Here is a 24589-nt window from a genome sequence, read left to right on the forward strand (position 1 = left end):
TGCCACGATGCGCCGATGCTCCTCGTCACGGGTGCCACGGGGTTCGTCGGGTCGGCGGTCGCCGCGTTCCTCCACGGGCAGGGGCACGCGGTGCGTGCGGTCGTCCGCGACCCGTCCCGCGCCGACGTCCTGCCCGCCGGGATCGAGCGGGTGGCCGCCGACCTCGCCGACGCCGACTCCCTGGCCCGGGCGATGGACGGCTGCGAGGGCGTCTTCCACCTCGCGGCCGCCGTGGGCATGCCGGGCCCGGAGGCGCGCGAGCTCAACGTCGGCGGTACGCGCCGGGTCGTCGAGGCCGTCCGCCGCGCCGGGGTGCGCCGGCTCGTCCACACCTCGACCAGCGCCGCCGTCTGCGTCCCCGACCCCGACGGGCCCGGCTGCGTCGTCGCGGAGGACGCGGCGGGCGGCACGGCGCTCACCGACCCCTACTCGGTCACGAAGGCCGAGGCGGAGGCGGTCGTGCTGGACGCCGTCGCCGCGGACGGGCTCGACGCCGTCGTCGCGACCGTCGTCAACGTCTACGGACCCTCGCCGCGCGGACCGCTGAGCTACAACCAGCTGTTCGCCGCGGCCGCCCGCGGCGAGGTCGCGGGCATCGTCGACACCCGCGTCGGCTGGACACTCGCCGACGACGTGGCCGCGGGCCAGCTCCTGGCGTTCACCGCCGGCGAGGCGGGCCGGCGCTACGTGCTGTGCGGCGAGATCGCGTCCTTCCCGGAGGTGCTCGACACCTACTGCGAGCTCGCCGGCAGCCCCCACCGCGTGCGGGCGCTCCCGCAGGGCAGCGAGCTCTCCGCGGACGCTCCGCCGTTCGCCGACCGCTCGGTCGTGTACGGCCACCTCGGCGGCTACCGGGTCCGCGACGGCGGCGCCCGGGCGCTCGGCGCCGCCCCGCGCGGGATCGCCGAGGGGCTCGCGATCACGGCCCGCTGGATGTCCGCATGACGAACCCGGGCGTCAGTCGTCCGGGGCCGTGCGGAAGGGTCCGGTGGGACATCGGACACGCCCGCCCGCGCAGGTCGGCCGTGGATGCCAGGCTGGGTCCCACGGCTGAACCTGACACGGCCGGGAGAGAGTGAGCAGATGACCGACGACAGCGAGGTCGGGGCCGGCGTCGTGGCCGCCTCTGGACAGTTCACGCTCGGCGGGGACCTCACGGTCCGCCGCCTCGGGTACGGAGCGATGCGCCTGACGGGCGAGGGGATCTGGGGTCCGCCGAAGGACCCGGACAACGCCCTCGCCGTGCTGCGCCGCGCGGTCGACCTCGGCGTGGACTTCGTCGACACGGCCGACTCCTACGGCCCGTACGTCAGCGAGGAGCTCGTCCGCGAGGCGCTGTACCCCTACCGCGGGGTGACGGTCGCGACGAAGGCCGGGCTGCTGCGCACGGGGCCGAACCGGTGGATCCCCTGCGGGCGCCCGGACTACCTGCGCCAGGAGGCCGAGATGAGCCTGCGCCGCCTCGGCGTGGAGACGCTCGACCTCTTCCAGCTCCACCGCATCGACCCGCACGTCGCCGCCGACGAGCAGTTCGGTCTGCTCGCCGACCTGCAGCGCGAGGGCAAGGTGCGCGAGGTCGGGCTGAGCCAGGTGTCGGTGGCCGACATCGAGGCCGCCGGCAGGATCGTCGACGTCGCCTCGGTGCAGAACCGCTACAACCTCGTGGACCGCTCGTCCGACGACGTCCTGCGCCACTGCACCGAGCACGGCATCGGCTTCATCCCGTGGGCGCCCGCCGACGCGGGCAAGCTCGCCGAGCCGGGCAACGCCGCCGAGCAGGCCGCGGAGAAGTTCGGCGCGACGGCGGCCCAGGTCGCCCTCGCGTGGCTGCTGCAGCGCAGCTCGGTGATGCTCCCGATCCCGGGCACCAGCTCGCTCGAGCACCTCGAGGAGAACTGCGGCGCCGCGTCGCTGGAGCTCGACCGCCAGACCGTCGCCACCCTGGACGCCGCCGCCTGACCCCTCGCGAGCGGACTTCGGTGCCATGGCACCGGAGTCCGCTCACGAGATCACGTGCCGGTGCGTCGCGCGGGCCGGGCGCGCTCGGCGTCGCGCCGGGCCCGGCGGTCCTTGAGCCGCGCGACGAGCCCGGTCGGCGGGTCCGGGTCCTCACCGCGTTCCGCCCGCTCGGCGGCCGCCACGATCCGCCGCTCCATGCCGCCGAAGACCAGGACGTGGAACGGGGCGATGACGCGCCAGTAGGCGTGGCCCGCGAGCCCGTGCGGGAAGAAGATCGCCCGCTGGCGGTACAGCGAGCCCTGCTCGGTCGGCGCGACCCGCAGTTCGAGCCACGCGAGGCCCGGCGCCTTCATCTCGGCGCGCAGGCGCAGCAGCCGCTCGCCCGGCCGCAGCTCGGTGCCGTCCTCGCGCGGGCCGTGGGCCTCGTCGAGGCACTCCTCGACGCGCCACCAGTCGAGGGCGTCGCCGACCTTCAGCGAGTCGGCGTCCCGGCGGCCCCGGCGCAGCCCGACCCCGCCGAAGAGGCGGTCCAGCACCCCGCGCGCCCACCAGCCCAGCGGGAACGAGTACCAGCCGCGCTCGCCGCCGATCCCGGTGACGATGTGCCAGACGTTCTCCACCGACGCGGTCGACGGGCGCTCGCGGACGTCGGTGTAGACCGTGCCGCCCGCCCACTCCGGGTCCGAGGGCAGCGGGTCCGACGGGGCGTAGCTCGCGTTCGCGCCCGACCAGCGCGTCTCCACCTGCCCGGACCCGATGCGCGAGAGCGCGAGCGACACGGCGCGCCGGAACCCCGTGAGCCCGCCCTCGGGCTGCGGGATGAACCGGTCGATGTCGTGCTCGGTCGCGACGACCTCGTGGATCAGCGAGTCGATCAGCGGCACGGCCGTCGAGCGCGGCACCGGGGTGACCAGGTTGACCCAGTGCGAGGACAGCCGCGGCGTCAGCACCGGGACGGGCAGCATGGCGCGCTTCGGCAGGTCGGCGACCTCGGCGAAGCCCTCCATCATCTGCAGGTAGGTCAGCACGTCCGGCCCGCCGATGTCGAACGTGCGGTTGACCTCGTGCGGGAGGGTCACGACCCGCACCAGGTAGTGCAGGACGTCGCGGATCGCGATCGGCTGGACGCGGTGGTGCACCCAGGACGGCGTGAGCATCACCGGCAGCCGCTCGGTGAGGTAGCGCAGCATCTCGAAGCTCGCCGACCCCGACCCCAGGATCACCGCGGCCTGCAGGACGACCGTGGGGACACCGGAGCGCAGGAAGATCTCGCCGACCTCGGCGCGCGAGGCGAGGTGCTCGGAGAGCTCGACGCCGTCGGGGTGCATGCCGCCGAGGTAGACGATCCGCGACACGCCGGCCTCGCGGGCGGCCTGCGCGCTGATCATGGCGGCCTGGCGGTCGACGGCCGCGAAGCCCTTCTCCGACAGCGAGTGCACGAGGTAGTAGAGGACGTCGGCGCCCTGGCAGGCGCGCCGCATCGACTCCTCGTCGAGCACGTCGCCGCGCACGATCTCGACCTGCTCGGCCCAGGGGACGTCGCGCATCTTGTCGGGGTTGCGCACGACGCACCGGACGTCGTGGCCCTCGGCCGCCAGTCGCGGGGCCAGACGCCCGCCGATGTAACCGGTCGCGCCGGTGACCACGCATCGCACGAGGCGATCGTCGTGCCTGGCGCGCCGCCCCGCAGTGTCGACCGCTACCGACCCGTTCCCGCCGGTCCTCAAACCCCGATGCCGCTATCGGGGTGACACACGCCCGGGGGATCCCTCGGCGTGTCGCGGGCGAAAGGCCGTGTCGTCGCGAATCGGTCCCGATTCGCCCCCCAAGTCTTCGCGCGCGGCTGCCGTAGAGGGGACCAGACGCTCGATGCCGTTGCGCCGTTCGGCGGTGCGGGGTGGCGAGCTGAACGATCAGCAGTCGGGGAGGTCGAGAGATCGTGTGGGTGTGGCGGGACGACATGGGGACCGGGGACGCGCGTTCGGGGGCCGGCGGGTGGCGGCTGGACGCGTACGGCACGTGGGTGTGGGACGAGCCCTCGCCGCTGGAGCGGCCCGGGGCGGGGATCGGCGCGCTGCGGCGTGCGGAGCCGACGGCACGCGAGACCAGGGTCGGCGCTGACCGGGCCCTGGCGACGCTCGGGCAGACCGGCGGGGAGCCGACGCCGATCTTCCACGAGCTGACCGAGGACAGGACCCGGCCGCGGCGGGCCTACCGCGACCGCGACGCCCTCGCGGTGCCGGAGCCCCACCCCGGGTCCGGGCCGCTGCCGGTCCAGGACGGGTCAGGACGGCGACGCGGCCGCCTCTCGGAGGTCCCGACGGTGCCGCCGCCCGCTGTGGACGGGTCGAGCTCCGCTGCGCTGCGTCTCCGGGAAGACGGCTCCAGCGCCGCGGGCCTCGACGAGTCGCCCGAGGACGAGCTGCGCCGCCGCGCCGAGCGTCGCCGCCGCCCGCGGTCGGACGAGGCGCGGGGCGACGGCGGGGGCCGGCACGCCTGGCGTGAGGAGATCCGGGGCGGGCGGCACGCCCTGCGTCGCTGACGCCCGCGACGGGTAACGACCCCTCGGGCCGCCCCGTCCGGGGCGGCCCGGCGCTTCGGGCGGGCTCCGAACGGGGCTCCGGTGCGAGGCTATGCTGCGGCCGCTGGTCGGCCCTGCGCGGCCCCGTCGGCCTCTGGCGAGTCCGTTCCGGCGCCCCAGTCGAGCTGTTCGTCGCGCCCGTGGAGGTCGCTCCCGTGATCGTCCGTCGTCTCGCCCGGCCCATGCTGGCCGCCATCTTCATCAAGGGCGGGGTCGACACCCTGCTCAACCCCGAGCCGCGCATCCAGAAGGCCACGCCGCTGCTGGAGAAGGCGGCGCCGAGCCTGCCGGAGCAGGTCCCGTCCGAGCCCCACCAGCTCGTCCGCATCGACGCCGGGGTGAAGATCGCCGCGGGGTCGCTGCTGGCGGTCAACAAGCTCCCGCGGCTCGCGTCGCTGGCGCTGGCGGCCACGCTGGTGCCGACCACGGTGGCCGGGCACCCGTTCTGGGAGAAGTCGGACCCGGCGGAGAAGCAGGCCGACCAGCAGCAGTTCCTCAAGAACGTCAGCATCCTGGGCGGGCTGATCCTGGCCGCGGTGGACACCGGCGGGAAGCCGTCGCTGGGCTGGCGCGGCCGCCGCGCCGCCCGCAAGCTCGCGAAGCGGGCGGACGAGCTCACCGGGCACTCCGACGACGCGGGCGACAAGCTCCGCGAGGTCGGCGACAAGGTCCGGAAGAACGTGGTGGACGGCGTCGACGTCGCGATCGGCTCGCTGGCGTCGTGATCGCGCGCGGGGCCGCCGCCGGCGGTGGCGGCCCCGGCACCGGTCCTCGCCGCGCGGCGTGAGCCCCTAGGGTGGCGGCCGTGTGGACGAACTGGTCCGGCGGCCAGGAGTGCCGGCCGACGGCGACGGTGCGCCCGCTCGACGACAGCGGCGTCTCCGCGGTCGTCCGCCGCGCGGCCGAGCGCGGCCAGGCCGTCCGGCCCGTCGGGTCCGGGCACTCCTTCAGCGCCATCGCCGTCACCGAGGGCGTGCACGTCGACCTCTCCGCGTTCAGCGGGATCACCGGCATCGGCGTCCGCGGCGGCCGTCCGACGGTGCGCGTCCGCGCCGGCACCACGCTCGCCCGGCTGCACGAGGAGCTCGCCGGTCGCGGGCTCGCCCTCGAGGCGCCCCTCGAGCTCGCCGCCCCCACGGTCGGCGGCGCGCTGGCCGTCGGGATGCACGGCAGCGGGCCCGCCGTCGGCTCGCTGTCCGCGGCGGTCGCGGGCCTGCGCCTGGTCGACGGTCGCGGGCGCCTGCGCGACGTGTCCGCCGCCGACCTCGACGCCGCGCGCACCTCGCTCGGCGCCCTCGGCGTCGTGCTCGAGGCGGAGCTCGCGGTGGTGCCCGCCGGCCGGGTCCGGGTCACCCGCGCCCCGCGCCCCGTCGAGGAGGTCCTCACCGAGGACTTCTGGACCGCCCACCCGGTGGTCGAGGCCGCGGTCTTCCCGTCGGCGAGCACGGCGCTGACCCGTTGGGTCGAGCCGCGCCCCGAGCACGCCGACACCGACGAGGCGGACGACGAGGAGGACGCCCCCGAGCGCACCGTCGGCGTCACGGTCGCCGGGGCCACCGGGCGCAACGCCCTCGGCGGCGCGGTCCTCGTGGAGCGGGCCCTGCCCCGCCTCGTCCCGCGCTTCAACCGCGCGGTGTCGCGGCTCGCGCGCACCGTCACCGCGACCGGCCCGATGCACCGGGTGCTCTCCAGCCCGCCCGCGGTGCGCTTCGAGCAGACCGAGTGGGCGCTGCCCCGCGCCGCGATGGCCGCCGGGACCCGGCAGCTGCTCGCCGCGCTCGCCGACGACGGTCTCGAGGTCGGGCTGCCCGTGCGCCTGCGGGTCGGGCCGCCCGAGACCGGCTGGCTGCACCCCGCCCACGACCGGGCCACCGGCTGGGTGGCCGTGCGCGTCCCGCGCGGCACCGATCACGCCCCGGTCCTCGAGCGCGCGTGGCGCGTGCTGCGCGACCACGGCGGCCGCCCGCACTGGGCCTCGCGCTCCGACTGGACCGTCGAGGACACCGCGGCCGCCTATCCCCGCCTGCCCGACTTCCGGCGGGTCCGCGACGACTACGACCCCGACCGCGTGTTCGCCACGCCTGCGCTCGACGCGGTGCTCGGCGACTGACCCTCCTCGTCGGTGTCGTCCGGGTCCTCGGCGGCCCCCAGGTCGACGGCGAGCCCGACCACGGCCTGGTCGATCCGGCGCAGCAGCCGGGCGGCGGTGAGCATGGTCGCGCGGCGCTGCGGGTCCCCGGTCCGCGCGGCGTGCTCCTCGGCGGCGTCGACGAGGCGCTCGGCGGAGCGGGCGCGGACCTGCCCGCCGTCGGAGGCCCGCCGGCCGCGGACCAGGACGTCGCGCAGCCCGTCGAGGTTGGCGCGCACCCGTGCCGCCGCCGGGTCCAGGGTCGCGGCCCAGGAGGGGTCGGCGACATGGTCGGCGGTGCGGGCCAGCGAGCGCGCGTACACGTCGCACACGACGAGCACCCGCAGCCCGCGCTGGTAGCTCGACCGCGCCCGGCGGCGGGCGAACGGCGCGGCGAGGGTCTGGGCGCGCAGGCGCAGGGTGGCCAGGGCGTCGTCCATCGCGCGCACGCCCTCCCGGGGCGGCGCCGCGGTCCGGCGGCCGACGAGCCGGTCGGTGGCCTCCGCGAGCACCCGGTCCATGGCGTCCACGACCTCGCCCACGGCCTCCCCGAACGCCGTCCGGGTGCCGCGCGGCAGGACGAGGAACGCCGCGACCACGGCCGCGATCGCGCCGATCGCGGTCTCCTCGATCCGCAGCACGAGCGTCTGGACGCTGAATTGGCCGATGAGGCCGTAGACCAGCGCCAGCACCGCGGTGATCCAGAACGCGAGCATCGACGGCGAGACCCGCACCAGGTAGAGCGCGAGGAAGACGCACGCGGCCAGCAGCAGCAGGGAGGCCACCGTGTTGCCGCCGACGAGCGCCGCGAGCCCCATCCCGGCGACCACGCCGCCGACCGTGCCGAGCACCCGTCCCCAGCCGCGGGAGAGCAGGTCGCCGCGGCTGTTGGTGCCCGCGAACACCACGAACGCGGTGATCACGGCCCAGTACCAGCGCGACGGCGCGATCAGCTCGCCGACGACGATCGCCAGCGTCGCCGCGACCCCGACCTGCACCGCCTGCCGGGTGGACAGCGCGATCCCGCCGGCCCCCGGAGCACGCTCCGTCTCCTCCCGGCCCACGTCGTCGTCCTCGGGGCGCTCCGACGCCGGGCCCGGCCGCTCGTCGGGCGGGGGCCGGTCGGCGAGGGCGTCCGGGGCGGGGCCGCCACCGGCCGGCGGGGGCGGCGGACGCAGCGGGGCGGCCGCCGGGGCCCCGCCGTCGGGGCGCCGCGCCGGCGCGTCGACCTGGGCGTGGTGGATCGCGTCGGCGACGCGGCGCACGGCGAAGGCGGTGCGCTGGACGCGCTCGTGGCCGGGCCGCGTGTCCGCGACGAGCCCGGCGACGGCCGCGCGGGCGTCGTTGGCCGCCTCCAGGATCGCCTGGTGCGCCTGGCCGGACGTCAGCGCCGTCTGCAGGTGTCGCAGCCCGGTGCGCAGCGCGGCGACGACGACGGCGTCGATCGGTTCCTGCGGGTCGTTGCGCTGCGGCAGCGCGAGGCGCCGGGTGACGACGGAGAGCCGCTCGAGCGCGAGCTCCGCGTCCGCGATCCGCAGGGCCAGCGTGTCGTCCTCGAGGCCGGGCCAGACCCGCCCGGCGGTGGTCTGCTCGAGGGTGTCCTCGACGAGCAGCGACACCTCCTGCAGGCGGGCGCGCGTGCGCCGCAGCGCCTCGAGGTCACCCTCGTCCGGCCCGTCCCCGCCGATCGCGGCGAGCAGGGCGTCCGTCGCCCCGACGAGCGCGTACGCCCGCGCCCGGAACGCGGTGACCATCCGCCGCAGCGTGCGGGCCGGGCGCTCGGCGAACACGACCCCACGCAGCAGCAGGGTCGAGGAGATCCCCACCACCACGGCGACCAGCAGCCACGGCACCTGCGCCGGCGCGACCTGCAGGAACTGGGTGAAGAAGAACGGCATGAAGCCCGCCATGCCGAGCGCGAACCCGCGCGGGCCGTACCGCCGGACCCAGACCGCCAGCACCATGACCGCCACGAACGCCGCGGCCGCGGGGATCCGGTGGGGTGCGATGAACGCGCCGGCGACCGTGCTCGCCGCCGCGGGCAGGAGCATGAGGGCGGTGGTGACCCGGCGCCGCGGCAGGTCGGGCTCGTTGACCGCCAGGTTGGAGACCATCGCCAGCACGCCCGCGAACAGCAGGACGGTGACGGGCTCGGCGGGCGCCAGCAGCGCCCGGACCAGCGCCACCACCCCGACCGCGAGCACCATCGCGGCGACCGCGATCGACGCGAGGCGCAGGCGCATCAGGCCCGGGTCGACGCCGGCGAGCCACGTCCGCAGGTCGAGGGACCCGCCCGATCGCCGCCCCCTCACCCGCTCCTCCCTCGGCTGCGCTCCCCGGCCCGCGGAGTCTCGCACGAGCGAACGGGCCCGGACCGTCCTCGACAGGGGTTACCTGTGGGTAATAGTCTCGGGTTACCGGTCGGTAGAAGACGTCGGCCGACACCACGGTGACACAGGAGCGAGGCGGGATGGGCCACTACCGGGCGAACGTCCGCGACATCGAGTTCAACCTCTTCGAGGTCTTCCGCGTCCAGGACCGCTTCGGGTCCGGCCCGTTCGCGGACGCCGACGAGGAGACGGCCCGCGCCCTGCTGGGCGAGGTCGCGTCGATCGCGGAGGGTCCGCTGGCCGACTCCTACGAGTCGGGCGACCGCAACCCCGTGCGCTTCGACCCGGCGACCAACACCGCCCACCTCGACGAGGGCATCAAGAAGTCGTACCGGGCGCTGTGGGACGGCGAGTGGTGGCGGCTCTCGGCCGACAACGCGATCGGCGGCATGGGCGTCCCGCCCACCGTCCAGTGGGCCGCCGGCGAGATGATCCTCGGCGCCAACGCGCCGGTCTTCATGTACATGGCGGGCCCGAACTTCGCCTCGGTGGTCTACCGCAACGGCACCGAGCAGCAGCAGCGCTGGGCGCAGCTCATGGTGGACCGCGGCTGGGGCGCCACGATGGTGCTCACCGAGCCCGACGCGGGCTCCGACGTGGGCGCGGGGCGCACCAAGGCCCGCGACAACGGCGACGGCACCTGGTCGATCGAGGGCGTCAAGCGCTTCATCACCTCGGGCGACGCCGGCGACCTCAACGAGAACATCATGCACCTGGTGCTCGCCCGCCCCGAGGGCGCGAAGGCGGGCACCAAGGGCCTCTCGCTGTTCCTCGTGCCGAAGTTCCACTTCGACGACCGGACGGGCGAGCCGGGCGAGCGCAACGGTGCCTACGTCACCAACGTCGAGCACAAGATGGGCCTCAACGCCTCGGCCACCTGCGAGGTGACCTTCGGGGCCACGAGCACGCCCGCCATCGGCTGGCTGCTCGGCGACGTGCACGACGGCATCGCCCAGATGTTCCAGGTCATCGAGTACGCGCGGATGATGGTCGGCACCAAGGCCATCGGCACGCTGTCGACCGGCTACCTGCGGGCCCTCGAGTACGCCAAGGAGCGCGTCCAGGGCGCCGACCTCACCAAGCAGACCGACAAGACCGCCCCGCGCGTCCCGATCACCAACCACCCCGACGTGCGCCGCAGCCTCATGACGCAGAAGGCGTACGCTGAGGGTCTGCGCGCGGTCTACACGTTCACCTCGACCTACCAGGACGTGATCCGCTTCGGGGAGGCGCCCGAGGCCGAGCGGGGTGCCGTGTCCGCCGAGGAGATCGCGCTCGCGGAGAAGGTCAACGACCTGCTGCTGCCCATCGTCAAGGGCGTCGGGTCGGAGCGGGCCTCCGAGCAGCTGATCCACTCGCTGCAGACCCTCGGTGGCTCGGGCTACCTGCAGGACTACCCGCTCGAGCAGTACATCCGCGACGCCAAGATCGACTCGCTGTACGAGGGCACCACGGCGATCCAGGCGCAGGACTTCTTCTTCCGCAAGATCGTCCGGGACAACGGCCAGGCGCTCATGCACGTCGCCGGCCAGGTCCAGGCGTTCCTCGACGCCGAGGGCGGCAACGGGCGGCTCAAGGAGGAGCGGGCGCTGCTCGCCACCGCGCTGGCCGACGTCCAGGCGTCGCTCGGGGCGATGGTCGGCTTCCTGACGTCCTCGCAGGAGGAGGTCACCAACCTCTACAAGGTCGGCCAGCACGCGGTCCGCTTCCTCATGAGCGTCGGCGACATGCTCGTCGGCTGGCTGCTGCTGCGCCAGGCCGAGGTCGCCGGTCAGGCGCTCGACGCCGGCAGCGCGGGCCGTGACCAGGCGTTCTACGAGGGCAAGATCGCCGTGGCGCGCTTCTTCGCGCGCAACGTGCTGCCCGAGCTCTCGTCGCGCCGGGCGATCATCGAGGGCGCCGAGAACTCGATCATGGAACTGGACGTGGCATCGTTCTGAGCCGTGGCGGTACGGATCGGGACCTCCGGGTGGATCTACCCGCCCTGGCGGCGGGTGTTCTACCCGGAGGGCCTTGTCCAGCGTCGTGAGCTGACCTATCTCGCCGAGCGTCTCGACACCGTCGAGATCAACGGCTCGTTCTACTCGCTGCAGCGCGCCTCGAGCTACCGCACGTGGGCGGAGCGCACGCCGGACGACTTCGTGTTCGCGGTCAAGGGCGGGCGCTTCGTCACGCACATGAAGAAGCTGCGCGGCGTCGAGGTCGGGCTGGCGAACTTCTTCGCCTCCGGCCCCCTCGCGCTCGGGCCCAAGCTCGGGCCGGTCCTCTGGCAGCTGCCGCCGAACCTCGGCTACGACGCCGCGCGCATCGAGGACTTCCTGGCCCTGCTGCCCCGCACCGCCGGCGAGGCCGCCGCGATGGCCGCCGGGCACACCGACAAGGTCCCCGAGCCCTGCACGGAGACCGGCGAACCGAACCGCCCGCTGCGCCACGCCATTGAGGTCCGGCACGCGACCTTCCGCGACCCCGGGTTCGTCGCCCAGCTCCGCCGGTACGGGGTCGCGCTCGTCGTCGCGGACACCGCGGGCACGTTCCCGCGCCTCGACGATGTCACCGCCGACCTCGTCTACGTGCGCCTGCACGGCGACACCGAGCTCTACGCCAGCGGTTACACCGCCGCCTCCCTCGACCGCTGGGCGGAGCGGATCCGCGCCTGGGCCGCCGGCAACGCGCCCACCTCGGAGGACACGGTCGCCCCCGACGACCCGCCGCCCGCGGCACCGGACGGCCGCGACGTCGTCGTCTACTTCGACAACGACGTCAAGGTGCATGCCCCGTTCGACGCGATGGGCCTGCGGGAGCGGGTCAGATCCGGCGCGCCCTCGCCTCGGCGATCGTGAACACGCCGAAGGCCACGAAGCCGAGGGCGACCACGATCAGCAGGAGCGGGCCGTAGGGCTGCGCGGCGAGGGTCTTCAGCGCGCCGTCGAGGCCGCTCGCCCACGAGGGGTCGGCGCGGAACGCGGCCACGAGGAAGAGCACGCCCATCACGGCGAACGCCACCGCGCGCAGCACGTGCCCGGCGATCCCCAGCCACCGCACCGGCTTCCGCAGCCGGGCGGGGATGCGCGACCAGTCGAGGTCCTCGGCGAAGTCGGCGGTGAACCCGGACCAGGCGGTCGCGCCGGCGACGACGATCACGACGACGCCGACGAGCCCCACGAGGACCTGGCCCGCGGGCAGGGTCAGCAGGCTCGCGGTGGCCTGTTGCGAGCCGCCGCTGCTCGAGCCCGACGAGCCCGTGACCAGCAGCTGGACGCCGACGAGCGCGACGCCGAGCACGCCGAGCGCCTTGCCGCCCGCCCCGATCCGGCGCTGGGTGCGGCTCCAGCCCGAAGTCCAGCGGAAGCCGGAGACGGCGGCGATGCCCTGCCAGAGTGCGAAGGCCACGAGGCCGACGACGATGACGATGATCGCCACGAAGCCGAAGGGCTCGGCGGCGAGCGTGGCGATCGCGCCCTGCTGGTCGGCCTGCCCGCCGCCCTGCGTCGCGACCTGGACGGCGAGCACCCCGATCAGCAGGTGCACGAGCCCGTAGCCGACGAGCCCGACGCGGCCGAGCAGCTCGACGGCCCGGTGCGGGGCCTCGCCCTCCCCGTCGCCGCGGCCGACGTCCTGCAGCCGGTCGCGCGCACCGTCGACGGTGCGCGAGAACGAGTCGTCCGACGAGGCCTCCGCCGAGGAGCTCACCGGCCGTTGCAGGTGACGGTGGGCTGCGGCTCATAGCGCACGGTCCGCGGCTCGCGGCGGACCTCGCCGGACTGCAGGTTCCGCAGCACCCGGGTGTCGGTGATCGTGAAGCCCTCGGAGCCCTGGGAGGCGTTGCACTCCGGGTTGCCGCCGAGGTCACGGACACCGGGCGGCGTCTGGTTGGTGCGCGGCCCCGGCTCCGAGGTGACGTCGTAGCGCTTGATGCCGTAGAGCTGCACCGTGATCGACGACGGGGTCCACTGGGTCCGGATGTAGATCGGCGTGGGGCCGTCGTTACCGAGGCGCAGGTCGATCGACCCCTCGAAGACCGTCGCCTCGCGCCCCGCCGGGTAGCGGCTGATGTAGTAGCTGTGCTCCTTGTGCTCCACGTTGCGGAGCCCGGCGAAGTAGCCGGCGTTGTAGAGCGTCGTGGCGAACTGCGAGACGCCGCCGCCGACGCCGCGGCCCGGGGCGCCGTCGTCGATGATGCCCGCGGGCACGAAGCCGTTGGCCTCGTTGCGGGGGCTGGACGCCTCGTTGAGGCTGAACACCGAGTTCGGCGCGATGACCTGGCCGTTCACGATCTCGGCGACGCGCCGGATGTTCTGGCCCGAGTCGGGCTTGAAGCCCCGGGTGGTGAACTCGCCGATCATCTCGGCCGGGCCGAGGGCCTCGAGCGACTCGGTGGTCACCCGGGGCTGGGTGGTGGTGTACACGGCGTTGATCGCCCGGCCGGTGGCGGGCGGCGGGGCCGCGGGCTCCGCGCCGGGGGCCGTGGGCGGCGGGGTGAACACCGGCGGGGCCTCGCCGTCCGGGCGCCCGAGGGCCTCGACGACCCCTGAGAACGTCCGCGGCCAGTCGATCTCACGGCCGACGACGGCCGGCACCACGGTGGCGGCGGCGCCGTTGAAGGCGAGCGTCGCGTCGCGGGGCTCGGTGACCGTCGTGCGCAGCTGCGGCTCGATCGCCGCGATGGCGGCCGGCTCGTCGATGCCGGGCGTCAGACCGCCGTTGCCGTCGGGGGTGAACCGGACGAACGAGGTGATCGCGCGGGTGGTCACGGTGGCGTTCTTCGCGTCGCCGACCACGGTCAGCGGGCCCGCCACGGCGGGGCGGGCGAAGCCGTCGATGGCGCGCTGGATGCCCTCGGGCGTCACAGTCACCGGGGTCTCGGTGACGGGCAGCGCCACCGGCGCGGGGTCGAGCCAGTGGTCGACGACGGCCTGGCCGGCCGTGGCCCCGTCGACGACGGAGCCCGGCACCGACGGGACGGCGACCGGCTCGGTGCCCTCGTAGCGGACGGTGCCCTCGCTGACGGGGCGGTCGAGCTGCGGGCGGACGCCGTCGAGCGCCTGGCCGAGCGCGAAGGTGTTGACCCGGGTGACCGGGGCGACGTCGCGGGTGCCGAACAGCGAGGTCAACCGCGTCCAGGGGTTGAAGGGCTGCTCGCCGGCGCGGGCGATGGTGCCCTCGACGTCGAGCTCGAGGCCCGCGGCGCGCGGGTCGACGGTGGCCGTCGCCGTGCCGGCCTCCAGGGCCACCGGCTCGGAGGTGCGGCCGGAGAGCTGCGAGGTCAGCGCCTCCTCGGCCTCGGGCTTGCTCATACCGCCGATCTCGACGCCGGCGACGGCGACACCACGCGGCACGTCGGTGGAGGACAGCAGCAGGTCGCCGATGTAGAGGGCCGCGAGCAGCCCGACGACGGCCGCCCCGATGAGCAGGGGGCGCCGGCGCCCGCCGCCCGAGGACGCCTCGTCGGCACCGGAGGCGGGCGGCGGCCCGTCGCCCGGGACCGTCGGGATCCACGCGGTGCGGTCGGGGTCGGTGGTCTCGACGTGGTCCGGCGCCACGTGGTCGGGCGCGTCGGACACCGAGGTCTCGGTCTCGAGCGGCGACCCGACCACGGTGCTGCCCGGCGCGCCGACGGTGTCGCCGGACATCGCCCGGGTGGGCTCGTCGAGGGCGTCCGGCGACGGGTCGCCGTCGACGGTCGTGTCCTCGGGCGTCCGTCCCCCTGGTGACGTCACAGGTACAACCCCGTCCCGCTCGAACTTCTCGTCGACTCGCTGGTCTCGCTCGCGACCGCGTGCAGGTCGCGCTCGCGCAGCACCACGAAGCTGCGGCCGGAGACGTCGACCTCGAAGTGGTCGTCCAGGCCGTAGAGCACGCGGTCGCCGACCGCCACGCTGCGGACGTGCTGGCCCGTCCCGTAGACCTCGCCCCACACCAGCCGCTTGGCGGGCTGGGCGGTCGCGGGGATCACGATGCCTCCACTGCTGCGACGCTCACCCTCGCCCTGGACGGGGGCGACCATCACACGGTCGTGGAGCATCTGGATCTCCAGCCTGGGATCCGACACGCCGGGATCGTACGGGGCGCCCGGATCGGCCCAGTGCGCAGGGCCGGGTGCCGCGGACGGGTCGCGCGCGGCCACGGAGAGGGCCGGCAGCGGGCCGAGAAGGCCCGGAACGTGGAACGCCCCGTGGCCCTGCCAGGTCGGGGGTCCGGCAGCGCCACGGGGCTCGCCGGGTAGTTCGTCCCCGGACCGGGGCGCGTTACCGGGGCGGTCCCGGTTCACCCGTTCGGACGAGCCGGGCCTCGTCGGACCTAGTCGCGGCCGAGCAGGAAGCGCCCGAAGTGCGGCACGGTGAAGGCGATCCAGCCGCGCTCGGCGGAGAACACGAGCCCCTTGCGCAGCAGGCTGTCGCGCGCCGGCGAGAGCGACGAGGGCTTGCGGCCGAGGTGCGCGGCGAGCTTCGAGGTCGGCACCGGCTCGTCGCGGCCCTCGGCGATCTCCGCCATGCCCTGCAGGTACTCCCGCTCGGCGGGGGTCGCGCGCTCGTAGCGGGAGCCGAAGAACCCGACCGCCAGCTCGGCGCTCGCCTCCGGGGCGGCCATGCGGACGTCGTCGGCGTCGATCGGGTTGCGCACCGCCGCGTCCCAGGCCGCCTTGCCGTAGGCCTGCACGAAGTACGGATAGCCGCCGGAGACCTCGTAGAGCGCGTCGAGGGCGGCCTCGGTGAGCTCGGCGTCCTCGCGCTTGGCGGGGACGGTCAGGGCGAGGTCGGCGTCCGCGCGGTCCAGCTGACCGATCGTCACGTAGCGGAAGAGCCGCTCGGAGTAGGACTTCGAGGCGCTCAGCACGGCGGGCAGGTGCGGCAGGCCGGCGCCGACGACCACCAGCGGCGCGCCGGACTGCGAGAGCTCGTGGCACGCGGCGCACAGGGCGGAGACGTCGTCGTCGCGCAGGTCCTGCATCTCGTCGATGAGCAGCGCGATGCCCACGCCGACGTCGGCCGCGAGCTCGGCGCACACCCCGAACAGCTCGACGAGGTCGATCTCGATGTCGCCGGAGTCCGCGCGCCCGGTGCGCACGGCGACGTCGATGCCCGGCTGCCAGCGGTCCTTGATCTTCGCGTCGGACGGCGTCGCCTTGAGCGCGAACGCCTTGAGCACCCCGAGGGTCTCCTCGACGCGGTCGGGCGCGCGGTGGTGGACGGCCAGGTCGCGGATCGCCCGGTGCAGCGCCGCCGACAGTGGCCGGCGCAGGTCGGCGTCCGGGCGGGCCTCGAGCTTGCCCGCGCCCCAGCCCGCCCGCACCGCCATCGAGCGCAGCTCGCCGAGCAGCACCGTCTTGCCCACCCCGCGCAGCCCGGTGAGCACGAGGCTGCGCTCCGGGCGGCCGCGCGCGACCCGCTCGAGGACGACGTCGAACGCGTCGACCTCGCGGTCGCGGCCGGCCAGCTCGGGCGGGCGCTGACCCGCACCGGGGGCGTACGGGTTCCGCACGGGGTCCATGCGCACTCTCCGGGTCGAGCTCCGCAGGCTTCGTCTCCCTCGGACACTATGGGGTTCTCTAGCGCCTGCCCGATATCTGCCGAGAAACCGCGATCGGCGTGTCGCGGTAGGGACAGCTCCCCCGCGACGGGGGCGGACACGCTGGGACCGGGCCGTCCGGGTCCCTACCAAGGAGACATGACTCCGGACCCCGCCCTGCGCCCGTCCCCCCGACCGCCCACCGATCCCGGGAAGAAGCCCCGCCTGCTCGGCGTCGACGCCGCCCGCGGCGTGGCCCTGCTCGGGATGATGGCCGTCCACTGCTTCACCGAGACCACCGCCGCCGACCCCTCGGTCACCCAGCTCGTCGCCGTCGGTCGCTCCGCCGCGCTGTTCGCGGTGCTGGCGGGCGTCGCGATCGCGTTCATGACCGGCCGGCGGCAGGTCACGCCCGGCCCGTCGGCGCGATCGGCCGTCGCGACGCTCGTGACGCGCGCCGGGGTCATCGGGCTCATCGGCGTGATCGGGCTCGGGTGGGTCGACCAGGAGGACGCCGTCGCGGTGATCCTCCCCGCCTACGCCGTGATGTTCCTGCTCGCGATCCCCCTGCTCTTCCTCTCCACCCGGACCGTCCTCGTCACCGGCGCGGTCGTGGCCGTCGTCGTCCCGGTCGTGAGCCAGTTCCTGCGCACCGGCCTGCCCGAGGCGTCCGGGGAGAACATCTCGCCGGACTCGCTGAGCGACCCCGTCGGTGCGGTCCTCGAGCTCCTGCTGACCGGCACCTACCCGGCCCTGACGTGGATGGCCTACATCGCGGTCGGTCTCGGTGTCGGCCGGCTGACGCTGTCCTCGGCCCGGGTCGCCGTGCGCCTGCTCGGCGTCGGCGCCGGCCTGGCCGTGGTGGCGCCCCTGGTCTCGTGGGTGCTGCTCGGCCCGCTCGGCGGCGCCGCGAGCCTGACGGCCACCAGCGGTCTCGACGCGAACGAGGTGACCGACACCCTCGTCCTCGGCCCGGACGGCGTCGTGCCCCCCGGCGACCCGTGGTGGCTGGCCGGCGCCGCCCCGCACTCCGGCACGCCGCTCGACATGGCGGCGACGATCGGGTCGTCGCTGGCCCTGCTCGGGGTGTTCCTGCTGCTCGGGCATCTCCCCGCCGCCGTCCGCCGCGTGACCGACGTGGTGCAGGCGCCGCTGGTGGCGGCCGGGTCGATGACGCTGACGCTGTACGTCACGCATGTCGCCTTCATGGGATCCGACCTGGCGGAGTTCGAGTCGGTGCCCGTGTACGTCGGGCAGGTCCTCGTCCTGTTCGCCGCGGCGGTCCTGTGGCGCCGGACGTTCTCCCGTGGCCCGCTGGAGGCCGTCGCGGGCACCCTGGCGAGCCGGGCGGCGGCGGCCGCCGGGCGACCCGACATGGGGGACCCGCCCGTCGACCCGCCCACCGGGCCGATCCGCGGGCTGCCCTACCGGCCCGGTCCGCCGCACCGCCCGGCGCCGTCGGGTCCGCCGACCGGCCCGATCGCCGTGCCGCCGGCTCCCGTGCCGTCGGGCCCGGCGGCTCCGGCGGCGCAGCAGGTCCCCGTGTGGACACCGCTGCCGCCCCGGATGCCGGTCATCGACCCCCGGTGAACGCCCCCGCCGCGGTGAGCGCGTCGAGCGTGGCCTGCTGCCCGGCGAAGGCCTGCTGGACGTCCGCGGGGGTGACGATCCGGTGGGCGCCGCGCTCGACGTAGCCGCGCAGCGCCGTGTCGAAGCCCTCCGGGTCGGCCGCGCGGCCGGCGAGGAGGGCTGCGGCGCCCTGGTCGTAGACCCCGTCGACGTAGGCGCGGAACCCGCCGTCGGCGGCCCAGGCGGCCATGGGCTCGCCGAGCCGGCCGACGAGGGCGGGGTCCACGTCGTCGGCGGAGTAGTCGCCGCCGGTGGATAGGGCCTCGACCGCGGTCGCGAAGGACTCGTCGAGCCAGGGGTCGCGGGCCTGGTCGTTGCCGACCAGCCCGTAGAACCACTGGTGGGCGACCTCGTGGGCGACCAGGGCCCGCAGCTGGCCCGCGGGGACGTCGCCGAACTGCAGGGCGGCCGGGAACTCGGTGCCGTCGCTCTGGCCGGGCGTGATCGCCACGGTCAGCTCGGGGTACGGGAACGGGCCGAGCAGCCGGGTCTGCGCGGTGATCGCGGCGGCGAGCTCGTCGGCCCACCGCTGGGGAGGGACCCGCGTGCCCGACTGCGGCGTCGCGAGGCGCAGGCGCACCCCGTCGACGTCGCGCTCGAGCACCGCGTAGCGCCCGACCGCGATCGCCACGTCGCGCAGGGCCGGCGCGCGGAAGCCGTGCACGGTGCGCCCCGGCGGACCGGCGGCGGGCGGCGCGGCGACGCCGGGCCCGAGCACCGCGAGCCCGGCGGGGGCGGTCACGGAGACCGTGGTGTCGGCGGCCTCGCTGGTCGCCGACTCCCCGTACATCGGGACGGCCGGCTCGCGCGCCCACCCGCGGCCGCGCTCCCACGCGAGCAGGGGATAGCCCGAGCCGAACCAGACCGTCCCGGTGGCCGGCGACGTCGCGACCCGCTCGTCGGCGTCGACCCCGAGGACGAGCCGGAACTCCAGGCGGGCGGTGACCGCGGTGCCCGGGGCCGCGCACCGCGCCAGCGGGAGGGTGACCATCGTGCCCGGCGCGCCCTCCGGGGCGCCCGCGGCGGTGGTCTCCGGCGTGACCGGGGCGCCGTCGACGCTCGCCGCGGTGACCGTGAGGGACGTGCCGGTCCCCGCCATCGTCGGCGTGTTCGGCCAGGCGCGGAACACCAGCTCGCAGACCTCGAGGTCGGGGGTGAACCGGACGGTCTCGGTGCCCGTCACCGACCGGAGGTCGTCGGCGACGTCGAACGCGAGCTCTACGGCCGGGCGCTCGGGCCAGATCGTCGCGCCGTAGGGCTCCGCGGCGGACCCGGTCCCGCCGCAGGCGGCGAGCAGCGCGAGCACCAGGGCACCCGCCGCGACCCGCGCGCGGGGGGAGAACCCCACCCGCGGCCGGGGGGTGCTCCGGGTGCCCGACGGGCGCTCCCCATCGTGACGGGCGCGCTCGCGGAACAGGCTCGGAGCCACTGCCACACCCCCGTCCTCGACGGTCACCCGAGCTCACCGAGGGAGCCACCGCCATGATCGCGCACACCGGCCAGGAAGCGAACGGCCACGCCGTTGCCGCACCGCCCAGTGGAGACGTGCGGAACGTGCTCATCGACCCGCGCTGGCCGCAGGCCCGCCGGGGTCGCGCCGGGGAGCGCATGCACGAGGTCTGGGAGGAGCAGGTCGCGTGGATGATGCGCTTCGCCCGCCCCGACCACCTGGCCGTGGACACCGGCGAGGAGCAGCTCACCTACCCGCAGCTCGACGCGCGCGCGAACCAGCTGGCGCGCCACCTGCAGCGCGAGGGCGTCCGGCCGGGCGACCGCCTCGCCCTGCTGTTCGACCGTCCGGTGCACTCCTACGTCGCGATGCTCGCGGTGCTGAAGATCCACGCCGCCTACATCCCGCTGGACGTCGGTTTCCCCGAGGACCGCATCGCCTACATCGTCGGCGACGCCGAGGCCACCCGCGTGCTCTCGCTCGCGCACGTCCGCGACGGCTGGGAGTTCGACGGCGGCCCGGGCGCGCCGTGGCTGTGCGTCGACGACGACCTGCCCCGCATCGCCGCGCAGGACGCCCACCCGCTGCGCGACGACGAGCGCGGCACGCCGGTCGACGACCTCGCCTACATCATCTACACGTCCGGCTCGACCGGCCGCCCCAAGGGCGTCGCGATCGAGCACGCGAGCATCTGCAACTTCGTGCGCGTCGCCGCCGAGGTGTACGGCATCCGCCGCCACGACCGCGTCTACCAGGGCCTGACCATCGCCTTCGACTTCTCGATCGAGGAGATCTGGGTGCCGTGGGCCGTCGGCGCCACCCTGGTGCCCAAGCCGCCCGGCTCCAGCCTGCTCGGCGTCGACCTGCACGAGTTCCTGGTCGAGCGCGGCGTCACCGCGATGTGCTGCGTGCCCACCCTGCTCGCCACCCTCGACGACGACGTCCCCGCGCTGCGCTTCCTGCTGGTGTCCGGCGAGGCGTGCCCGCAGGACCTCATCGCGCGCTGGTACCGCGAGGACCGGCGCTTCCTCAACGTCTACGGCCCCACCGAGGCCACCGTCACCGCGACCTGGACCGAGGTCCACCCCGACCGCGCCGTGACGATCGGCGTGCCGCTGCCGACCTACTCCACGGTCATCCTGACCACCGAGGGCGAGCCGGCGGCGCTGCCGCACGGCGAGGTCGGCGAGATCGGCATCGCCGGCATCGGGCTGGCCCGCGACTACGTCAACAACCCGGAGAAGACCGCGAAGGTCTTCATCGACGACTTCCTCGGCATCCCCGGCAACCCGTCGCACCGCATCTACCGCACCGGCGACCTCGGGCGGGTCAACGAGGACGGTGAGATCGAGTACCACGGCCGGATCGACCTGCAGGTCAAGATCCGCGGGTACCGCATCGAGCTCACCGAGATCGAGTCGGTGCTCCTGCAGGTGCCCGGCATCGCGCAGGCCGTCGTCGACACCTACGAGCCCGAGCCCGGCGTCGTCGAGCTGGTCGGCTACTACACGCTGCGCACCGACACGCCGTCGGTCGAGCAGGAGCAGATCGCCGAGATGCTGCGCGAGCGGCTGCCCAAGTACATGGTCCCGGCCTACCTCGAGCACCTCGACGTCATGCCGATGACGACCAGCGACAAGGCCGACCGCAAGAACCTGCCCGCGCCCCGCGCGCGGCGCGGGGGCGGCGCGGCCCAGGAGCACGTCGCGGCGACCAACCCCGTCGAGGAGGGCATGGCCGCGGTGCTGGCCGGCGTCCTCGGCGTGGACAAGGTGTCGGTCGACGCGCACTTCTTCGACGACCTCGGCGCCACGTCGCTGCTGATGTCCCAGTTCACCGGCAAGCTGCGCAAGCGCGACGACCTGCCGACGGTGTCGATGCGCGACATCTACGAGCACCGCACGATCCGCGCGCTCGCCACCGCGTTCGGCGCCACCTCGGCCGCCGCCGGCGGGGCTCCTAAGGCCGCCCCCGCGGTGACCGCGCCGCCGGTCGGCCCGGCGAGCTCGCGGGCCTACGCGTGGACCGGGGTCGCCCAGCTCGGGGTGTTCGTCGCCCTGCTCGCGCTCTCGGCGTTCCTGCTCGACCGCGCCTACCGCTGGATCGTCGCCGCCGACGGCTACACCGAGACCTACCAGCGCGCCGTCGTGTTCGCCGTCGGCGCCTTCCTCGGCTACTGCCTCCTGCCGATCGCGGCGAAGTGGCTGCTGATCGGCCGCTGGACGACGCGGTCGATCCGGCTCTGGAGCGTCGACTACCTGCGGTTCTGGACGGTGAAGCTGCTGATCCGCACCAGCCCCATGGTGTTCTTCGCCGGCTCGCCGCTCTACAACGTCTTCCTGCGCGCCCTGGGCGCGAGGATCGGGCACAGCGTGCTGATCCAGTCCCGGATCGTCCCCGTCGCCACCGACCTGCTCGCGATCGGCGACGGCACGGTCATCCGCAAGGACTCCTCGTTCACCGCGTACCGCGTGGTCGCGGGCGCCGTGCAGACCGGCCCGGTGAGCATCGGGCGCTACGCGGTCGTCGGCGAGGGCAGCGTCCTCGAGGTCGGCACCGCGATCGGCGACGGCGGCCAGCTCGGCAACGCCTCCGCCCTGCACACCGGCGAGGCCGTCCCGGGCGGTCAGCGCTGGCACGGCTCGCCGGCGCGTCCCACGTCCACCGACTACCGCGCCGTCGGCCCGGCCCCCTGCGGCCCCGTGCGCAAGGTCGTCTACAGCGCCCTGCAGCTGCTGGTCACGCTGGTGATCCCGGTGCTGTTCGGGATCGGCGTCGTCGCGCTGACCGTGATCCCGGAGGTCGACGCGCTGCTCGGCCCGGGCCACGCCTTCGTCACCTCGGCCGGCTTCTACCTGGTGCTGCTGATCGCGTCGGTGGTGCTGTTCGCCGGCATGGTGGTCGGCTCGCTGCTGCTGATGGTCACGGTGCCGCGCCTGCTCAAGGGCCTGGTGACGCCGGGTCGCACCTACCCGCTCTACGGCTTCCACCACGTCGTGCAGAACATCATCACGACGCTGAGCAACTCGACGTTCTTCATGCTGCTCTTCGGGGACAGCTCGTTCGCGGTCACGTTCGTCCGGGCGCTCGGCTACGACCTCCCGAACGTCGAGCAGACCGGCTCGAACTTCGGCACCGAGATGAAGCACGACGCGCCGCACCTGGTGCGCATCGGCACCGGCACGATGATCTCCGACGGCCTGTCGCTGGCGAACGCCGACTTCTCGAGCTCCTCGTTCCGGGTCACGCCGCTGGTGATCGGCGAGCGCAACTTCGTCGGCAACGACGTCGTCTACCCGAGCCGGGCCCGCGTCGGCGACAACGTCCTGCTCGCGACGAAGGCGCTGGTCCCGATCGACGGCCCGGTCCGCTCCGACGTGGGCCTGCTGGGCTCGCCGGCCATCGAGATCCCGCGCAGCAACGCGTGCCCGGTGCCGACCGACCCCGCGGTGCTCCGGCAGCAGCTGACGGCCAAGAACCGGCACAACCTGCGCGGCATCCTCGGGGTGCTGGCCTTCCGGTGGGCGCAGTTCGCGACCGCGCTGGTGGCGCTGGCCGTGGCCGCCGACCTCTACGGCGACCTCGGCATCCCGGTGATCGCGGCCGGGCTGGCCGCGGTGGGCCTGGTGATCGTGCTGTCCGGGGTGCTCGCCGAGCGCGCGGTCCTGGGCTTCCGCGCGCTGCAGCCGCGCGAGTCGGGCATCTACGACCGCGACTTCTGGCGCCACGAGCGCCTGTGGAAGCTCTTCGTGACCCCGCCGTTCACCGGCACCCCGTTCAACCCGATGCTCTGGCGCCTGGCCGGCGTCCGCATGGGCCGCCGGGTCCTCGACGACGGCGCGATCATGCCGGAGAAGACCCTGACCACCGTCGGCGACGACGTGGTGCTCGGCGCGCTGGCGGTCCTGCAGGGCCACTCGCTGGAGGACGGCCTGTTCAAGTCCGACCGCATCCACGTCGGCCACGGCGTGACCCTCGGCCTCAAGTCGTTCGTGCACTACGGCACGGTGATCGGCGACGGCGCGGTGCTCGAGGCCGACGCGTTCCTCATGAAGGGCGAGGAGATGGGCCCGCGGTCGGTGTGGCGGGGCAACCCGGCCACCGAGGCGCGCCACGTCTTCCCCGTCGCGGCGCTGGCCGCCGGCACCACCGTCGTGCCCGTCGTCCCCGCCCCGCGCGCCCACCCCGTCGCCGTGCCCGCCCCCGCCGCGCCGGTCCCGCCCCGCCCGATGACCCCCGGCGGTGGGCGTGCCGGTCGTGTCAGCGGCGTGGCGCCGCAGACACTCAACGTCCGCAACGCCACGCCGATCATGAACGGGATGCCGCCGCGCGGCGGTGCTCCGGGGCCCGGCCCGCGGGGCCAGGCCCGGCCGGTGCCGGCGCCGCGGCCGCCGATGGCCGGGCCGCCGGCCCGGCACCCCGCGCCCCTTCCGCCCCGGGCGCCGCGTCCGGCGGGCCCGCGCCCGGCGGCTCCGCGTCCGATGGCTCCACCCCCGGGGCACCAGCCCGGCCCGCCGGTCACGGTCGTGATCCCGCCGCAGCCGCGGCGCTAGGTGGAACGGCTTCGAGGTCAGCCGAACCAGAGCACGTCGAGCAGGTCCACGATCTGCTGGCGCTCGAGGATCAGGAAGTAGACGACTCCCTGGCCGTCGGCGAAGGTCGTGGTCCGCATCGGCCCGTCCGGGGCGGCTCGCCACGTACGGCGGGCAGTTCCAGGGGCGCGTCGGCGAGCGTGTCCCGGAGCCGCTGGAACGAGTCGCGGCCCGAGCCGGGGAGAGCGGCCAGCTGCTGGTCGACCAGCTCGCCGGAGCGGACCCGGTACACCTGACCCCCGACCGGCGAGGACGCACCGGGGGGATGTCCCCCCACGCTGCGGGGGTCGGCTCCGCCGGCCCGGGGGTCGGCACGCTGCTCCCGGCGCCGCGCACCGGACAGGCTCATGACCA

16 protein-coding genes are annotated in these 24589 nt (G+C 75.0%); 9 read left to right on the forward strand and 7 right to left on the reverse strand.

Annotation, left to right across the window (positions count from 1 at the left end; all coding sequences use genetic code 11):
* Nucleotides 1-15 precede the first annotated feature (15 nt).
* Nucleotides 16-945, forward strand: a complete 930-nt coding sequence (locus tag WCD58_RS25455) for an NAD-dependent epimerase/dehydratase family protein (RefSeq protein WP_337705891.1) — start codon at nt 16-18, stop codon at nt 943-945.
* Nucleotides 946-1083: 138 nt separating this feature from the next.
* On the forward strand, nt 1084-1959 hold the full coding sequence (locus WCD58_RS25460; RefSeq protein ID WP_337705892.1) for an aldo/keto reductase: 876 nt from the start codon (nt 1084-1086) through the stop codon (nt 1957-1959).
* Between the two features lie 50 nt (nt 1960-2009).
* Here the strand turns inward: WCD58_RS25460 and WCD58_RS25465 are convergent, their stop codons facing one another.
* Nucleotides 2010-3614 carry an SDR family oxidoreductase gene (locus WCD58_RS25465; protein WP_337705893.1) on the reverse strand — a complete coding sequence of 535 codons (1605 nt, stop codon included), beginning with the start codon at nt 3612-3614 and terminating at the stop codon, nt 2010-2012.
* 305 nt (nt 3615-3919) lie between these two features.
* Between WCD58_RS25465 and WCD58_RS25470 the strand changes: the two genes are divergently transcribed.
* From WCD58_RS25470 to WCD58_RS25480, 3 genes are all read left to right on the forward strand, one after another.
* Nucleotides 3920-4501 carry a hypothetical protein gene (locus WCD58_RS25470; protein ID WP_337705894.1) on the forward strand — a complete coding sequence of 194 codons (582 nt, stop codon included), beginning with the start codon at nt 3920-3922 and terminating at the stop codon, nt 4499-4501.
* Between the two features lie 194 nt (nt 4502-4695).
* Nucleotides 4696-5265: a DoxX family protein gene (locus WCD58_RS25475; protein WP_337705895.1), complete on the forward strand. Its 570-nt coding sequence runs from the start codon at nt 4696-4698 to the stop codon at nt 5263-5265.
* An 80-nt stretch (nt 5266-5345) separates the two neighbouring features.
* On the forward strand, nt 5346-6650 hold the full coding sequence (locus WCD58_RS25480) for a D-arabinono-1,4-lactone oxidase (protein ID WP_337705896.1): 1305 nt from the start codon (nt 5346-5348) through the stop codon (nt 6648-6650).
* Here the strand turns inward: WCD58_RS25480 and WCD58_RS25485 are convergent.
* Complete coding sequence (locus tag WCD58_RS25485; RefSeq protein WP_337705897.1) at nt 6593-8980, reverse strand: FUSC family protein; 2388 nt, start codon at nt 8978-8980, stop codon at nt 6593-6595. The genes WCD58_RS25480 and WCD58_RS25485 overlap by 58 nt on opposite strands.
* A 158-nt stretch (nt 8981-9138) precedes the next feature.
* Between WCD58_RS25485 and WCD58_RS25490 the strand changes: the two genes are divergently transcribed.
* Nucleotides 9139-10998 carry an acyl-CoA dehydrogenase gene (locus WCD58_RS25490; protein WP_337705970.1) on the forward strand — a complete coding sequence of 620 codons (1860 nt, stop codon included), beginning with the start codon at nt 9139-9141 and terminating at the stop codon, nt 10996-10998.
* Nucleotides 10999-11001: 3 nt separating this feature from the next.
* Nucleotides 11002-11898: a DUF72 domain-containing protein gene (locus WCD58_RS25495; RefSeq protein ID WP_337705898.1), complete on the forward strand. Its 897-nt coding sequence runs from the start codon at nt 11002-11004 to the stop codon at nt 11896-11898.
* Here WCD58_RS25495 and WCD58_RS25500 read toward each other — a convergent pair.
* From WCD58_RS25500 to WCD58_RS25515, 4 genes are all read right to left on the reverse strand, one after another.
* Nucleotides 11864-12748 (reverse strand): DUF1206 domain-containing protein, encoded by an 885-nt coding sequence (locus WCD58_RS25500; RefSeq protein WP_337705899.1) that lies wholly within the window; start codon nt 12746-12748, stop codon nt 11864-11866. The two genes, WCD58_RS25495 and WCD58_RS25500, sit on opposite strands and share 35 nt — an antisense overlap.
* Nucleotides 12745-14775 (reverse strand): VanW family protein, encoded by a 2031-nt coding sequence (locus tag WCD58_RS25505; protein ID WP_337705900.1) that lies wholly within the window; start codon nt 14773-14775, stop codon nt 12745-12747. The genes WCD58_RS25500 and WCD58_RS25505 overlap by 4 nt, the downstream gene beginning before the upstream one ends.
* A complete protein-coding gene (locus WCD58_RS25510; protein ID WP_337705901.1) occupies nt 14772-15107 on the reverse strand; it encodes a GroES family chaperonin in 336 nt (111 codons plus the stop codon). The genes WCD58_RS25505 and WCD58_RS25510 overlap by 4 nt, the downstream gene beginning before the upstream one ends.
* Before the next feature lie 248 nt (nt 15108-15355).
* Nucleotides 15356-16546 carry a DUF8462 domain-containing protein gene (locus tag WCD58_RS25515; protein WP_337705902.1) on the reverse strand — a complete coding sequence of 397 codons (1191 nt, stop codon included), beginning with the start codon at nt 16544-16546 and terminating at the stop codon, nt 15356-15358.
* A gap of 177 nt (nt 16547-16723) precedes the next feature.
* Here WCD58_RS25515 and WCD58_RS25520 point away from each other — a divergent pair, with 177 nt between their 5' ends.
* Nucleotides 16724-18154: a heparan-alpha-glucosaminide N-acetyltransferase domain-containing protein gene (locus tag WCD58_RS25520; RefSeq protein ID WP_337705903.1), complete on the forward strand. Its 1431-nt coding sequence runs from the start codon at nt 16724-16726 to the stop codon at nt 18152-18154.
* Here WCD58_RS25520 and WCD58_RS25525 read toward each other — a convergent pair.
* Nucleotides 18138-19628: a M1 family aminopeptidase gene (locus tag WCD58_RS25525; protein WP_337705904.1), complete on the reverse strand. Its 1491-nt coding sequence runs from the start codon at nt 19626-19628 to the stop codon at nt 18138-18140. The genes WCD58_RS25520 and WCD58_RS25525 overlap by 17 nt on opposite strands.
* Before the next feature lie 47 nt (nt 19629-19675).
* On the opposite strand from WCD58_RS25525, the gene WCD58_RS25530 reads away from it, so the two are divergent.
* Nucleotides 19676-24196 carry a Pls/PosA family non-ribosomal peptide synthetase gene (locus WCD58_RS25530; protein WP_337705905.1) on the forward strand — a complete coding sequence of 1507 codons (4521 nt, stop codon included), beginning with the start codon at nt 19676-19678 and terminating at the stop codon, nt 24194-24196.
* Nucleotides 24197-24589 lie beyond the last annotated feature (393 nt).

The sequence above is a fragment of the Actinomycetospora flava genome, assembly GCF_037400335.1.
Taxonomy (GTDB): Bacteria; Actinomycetota; Actinomycetes; order Mycobacteriales; family Pseudonocardiaceae; genus Actinomycetospora; species Actinomycetospora flava.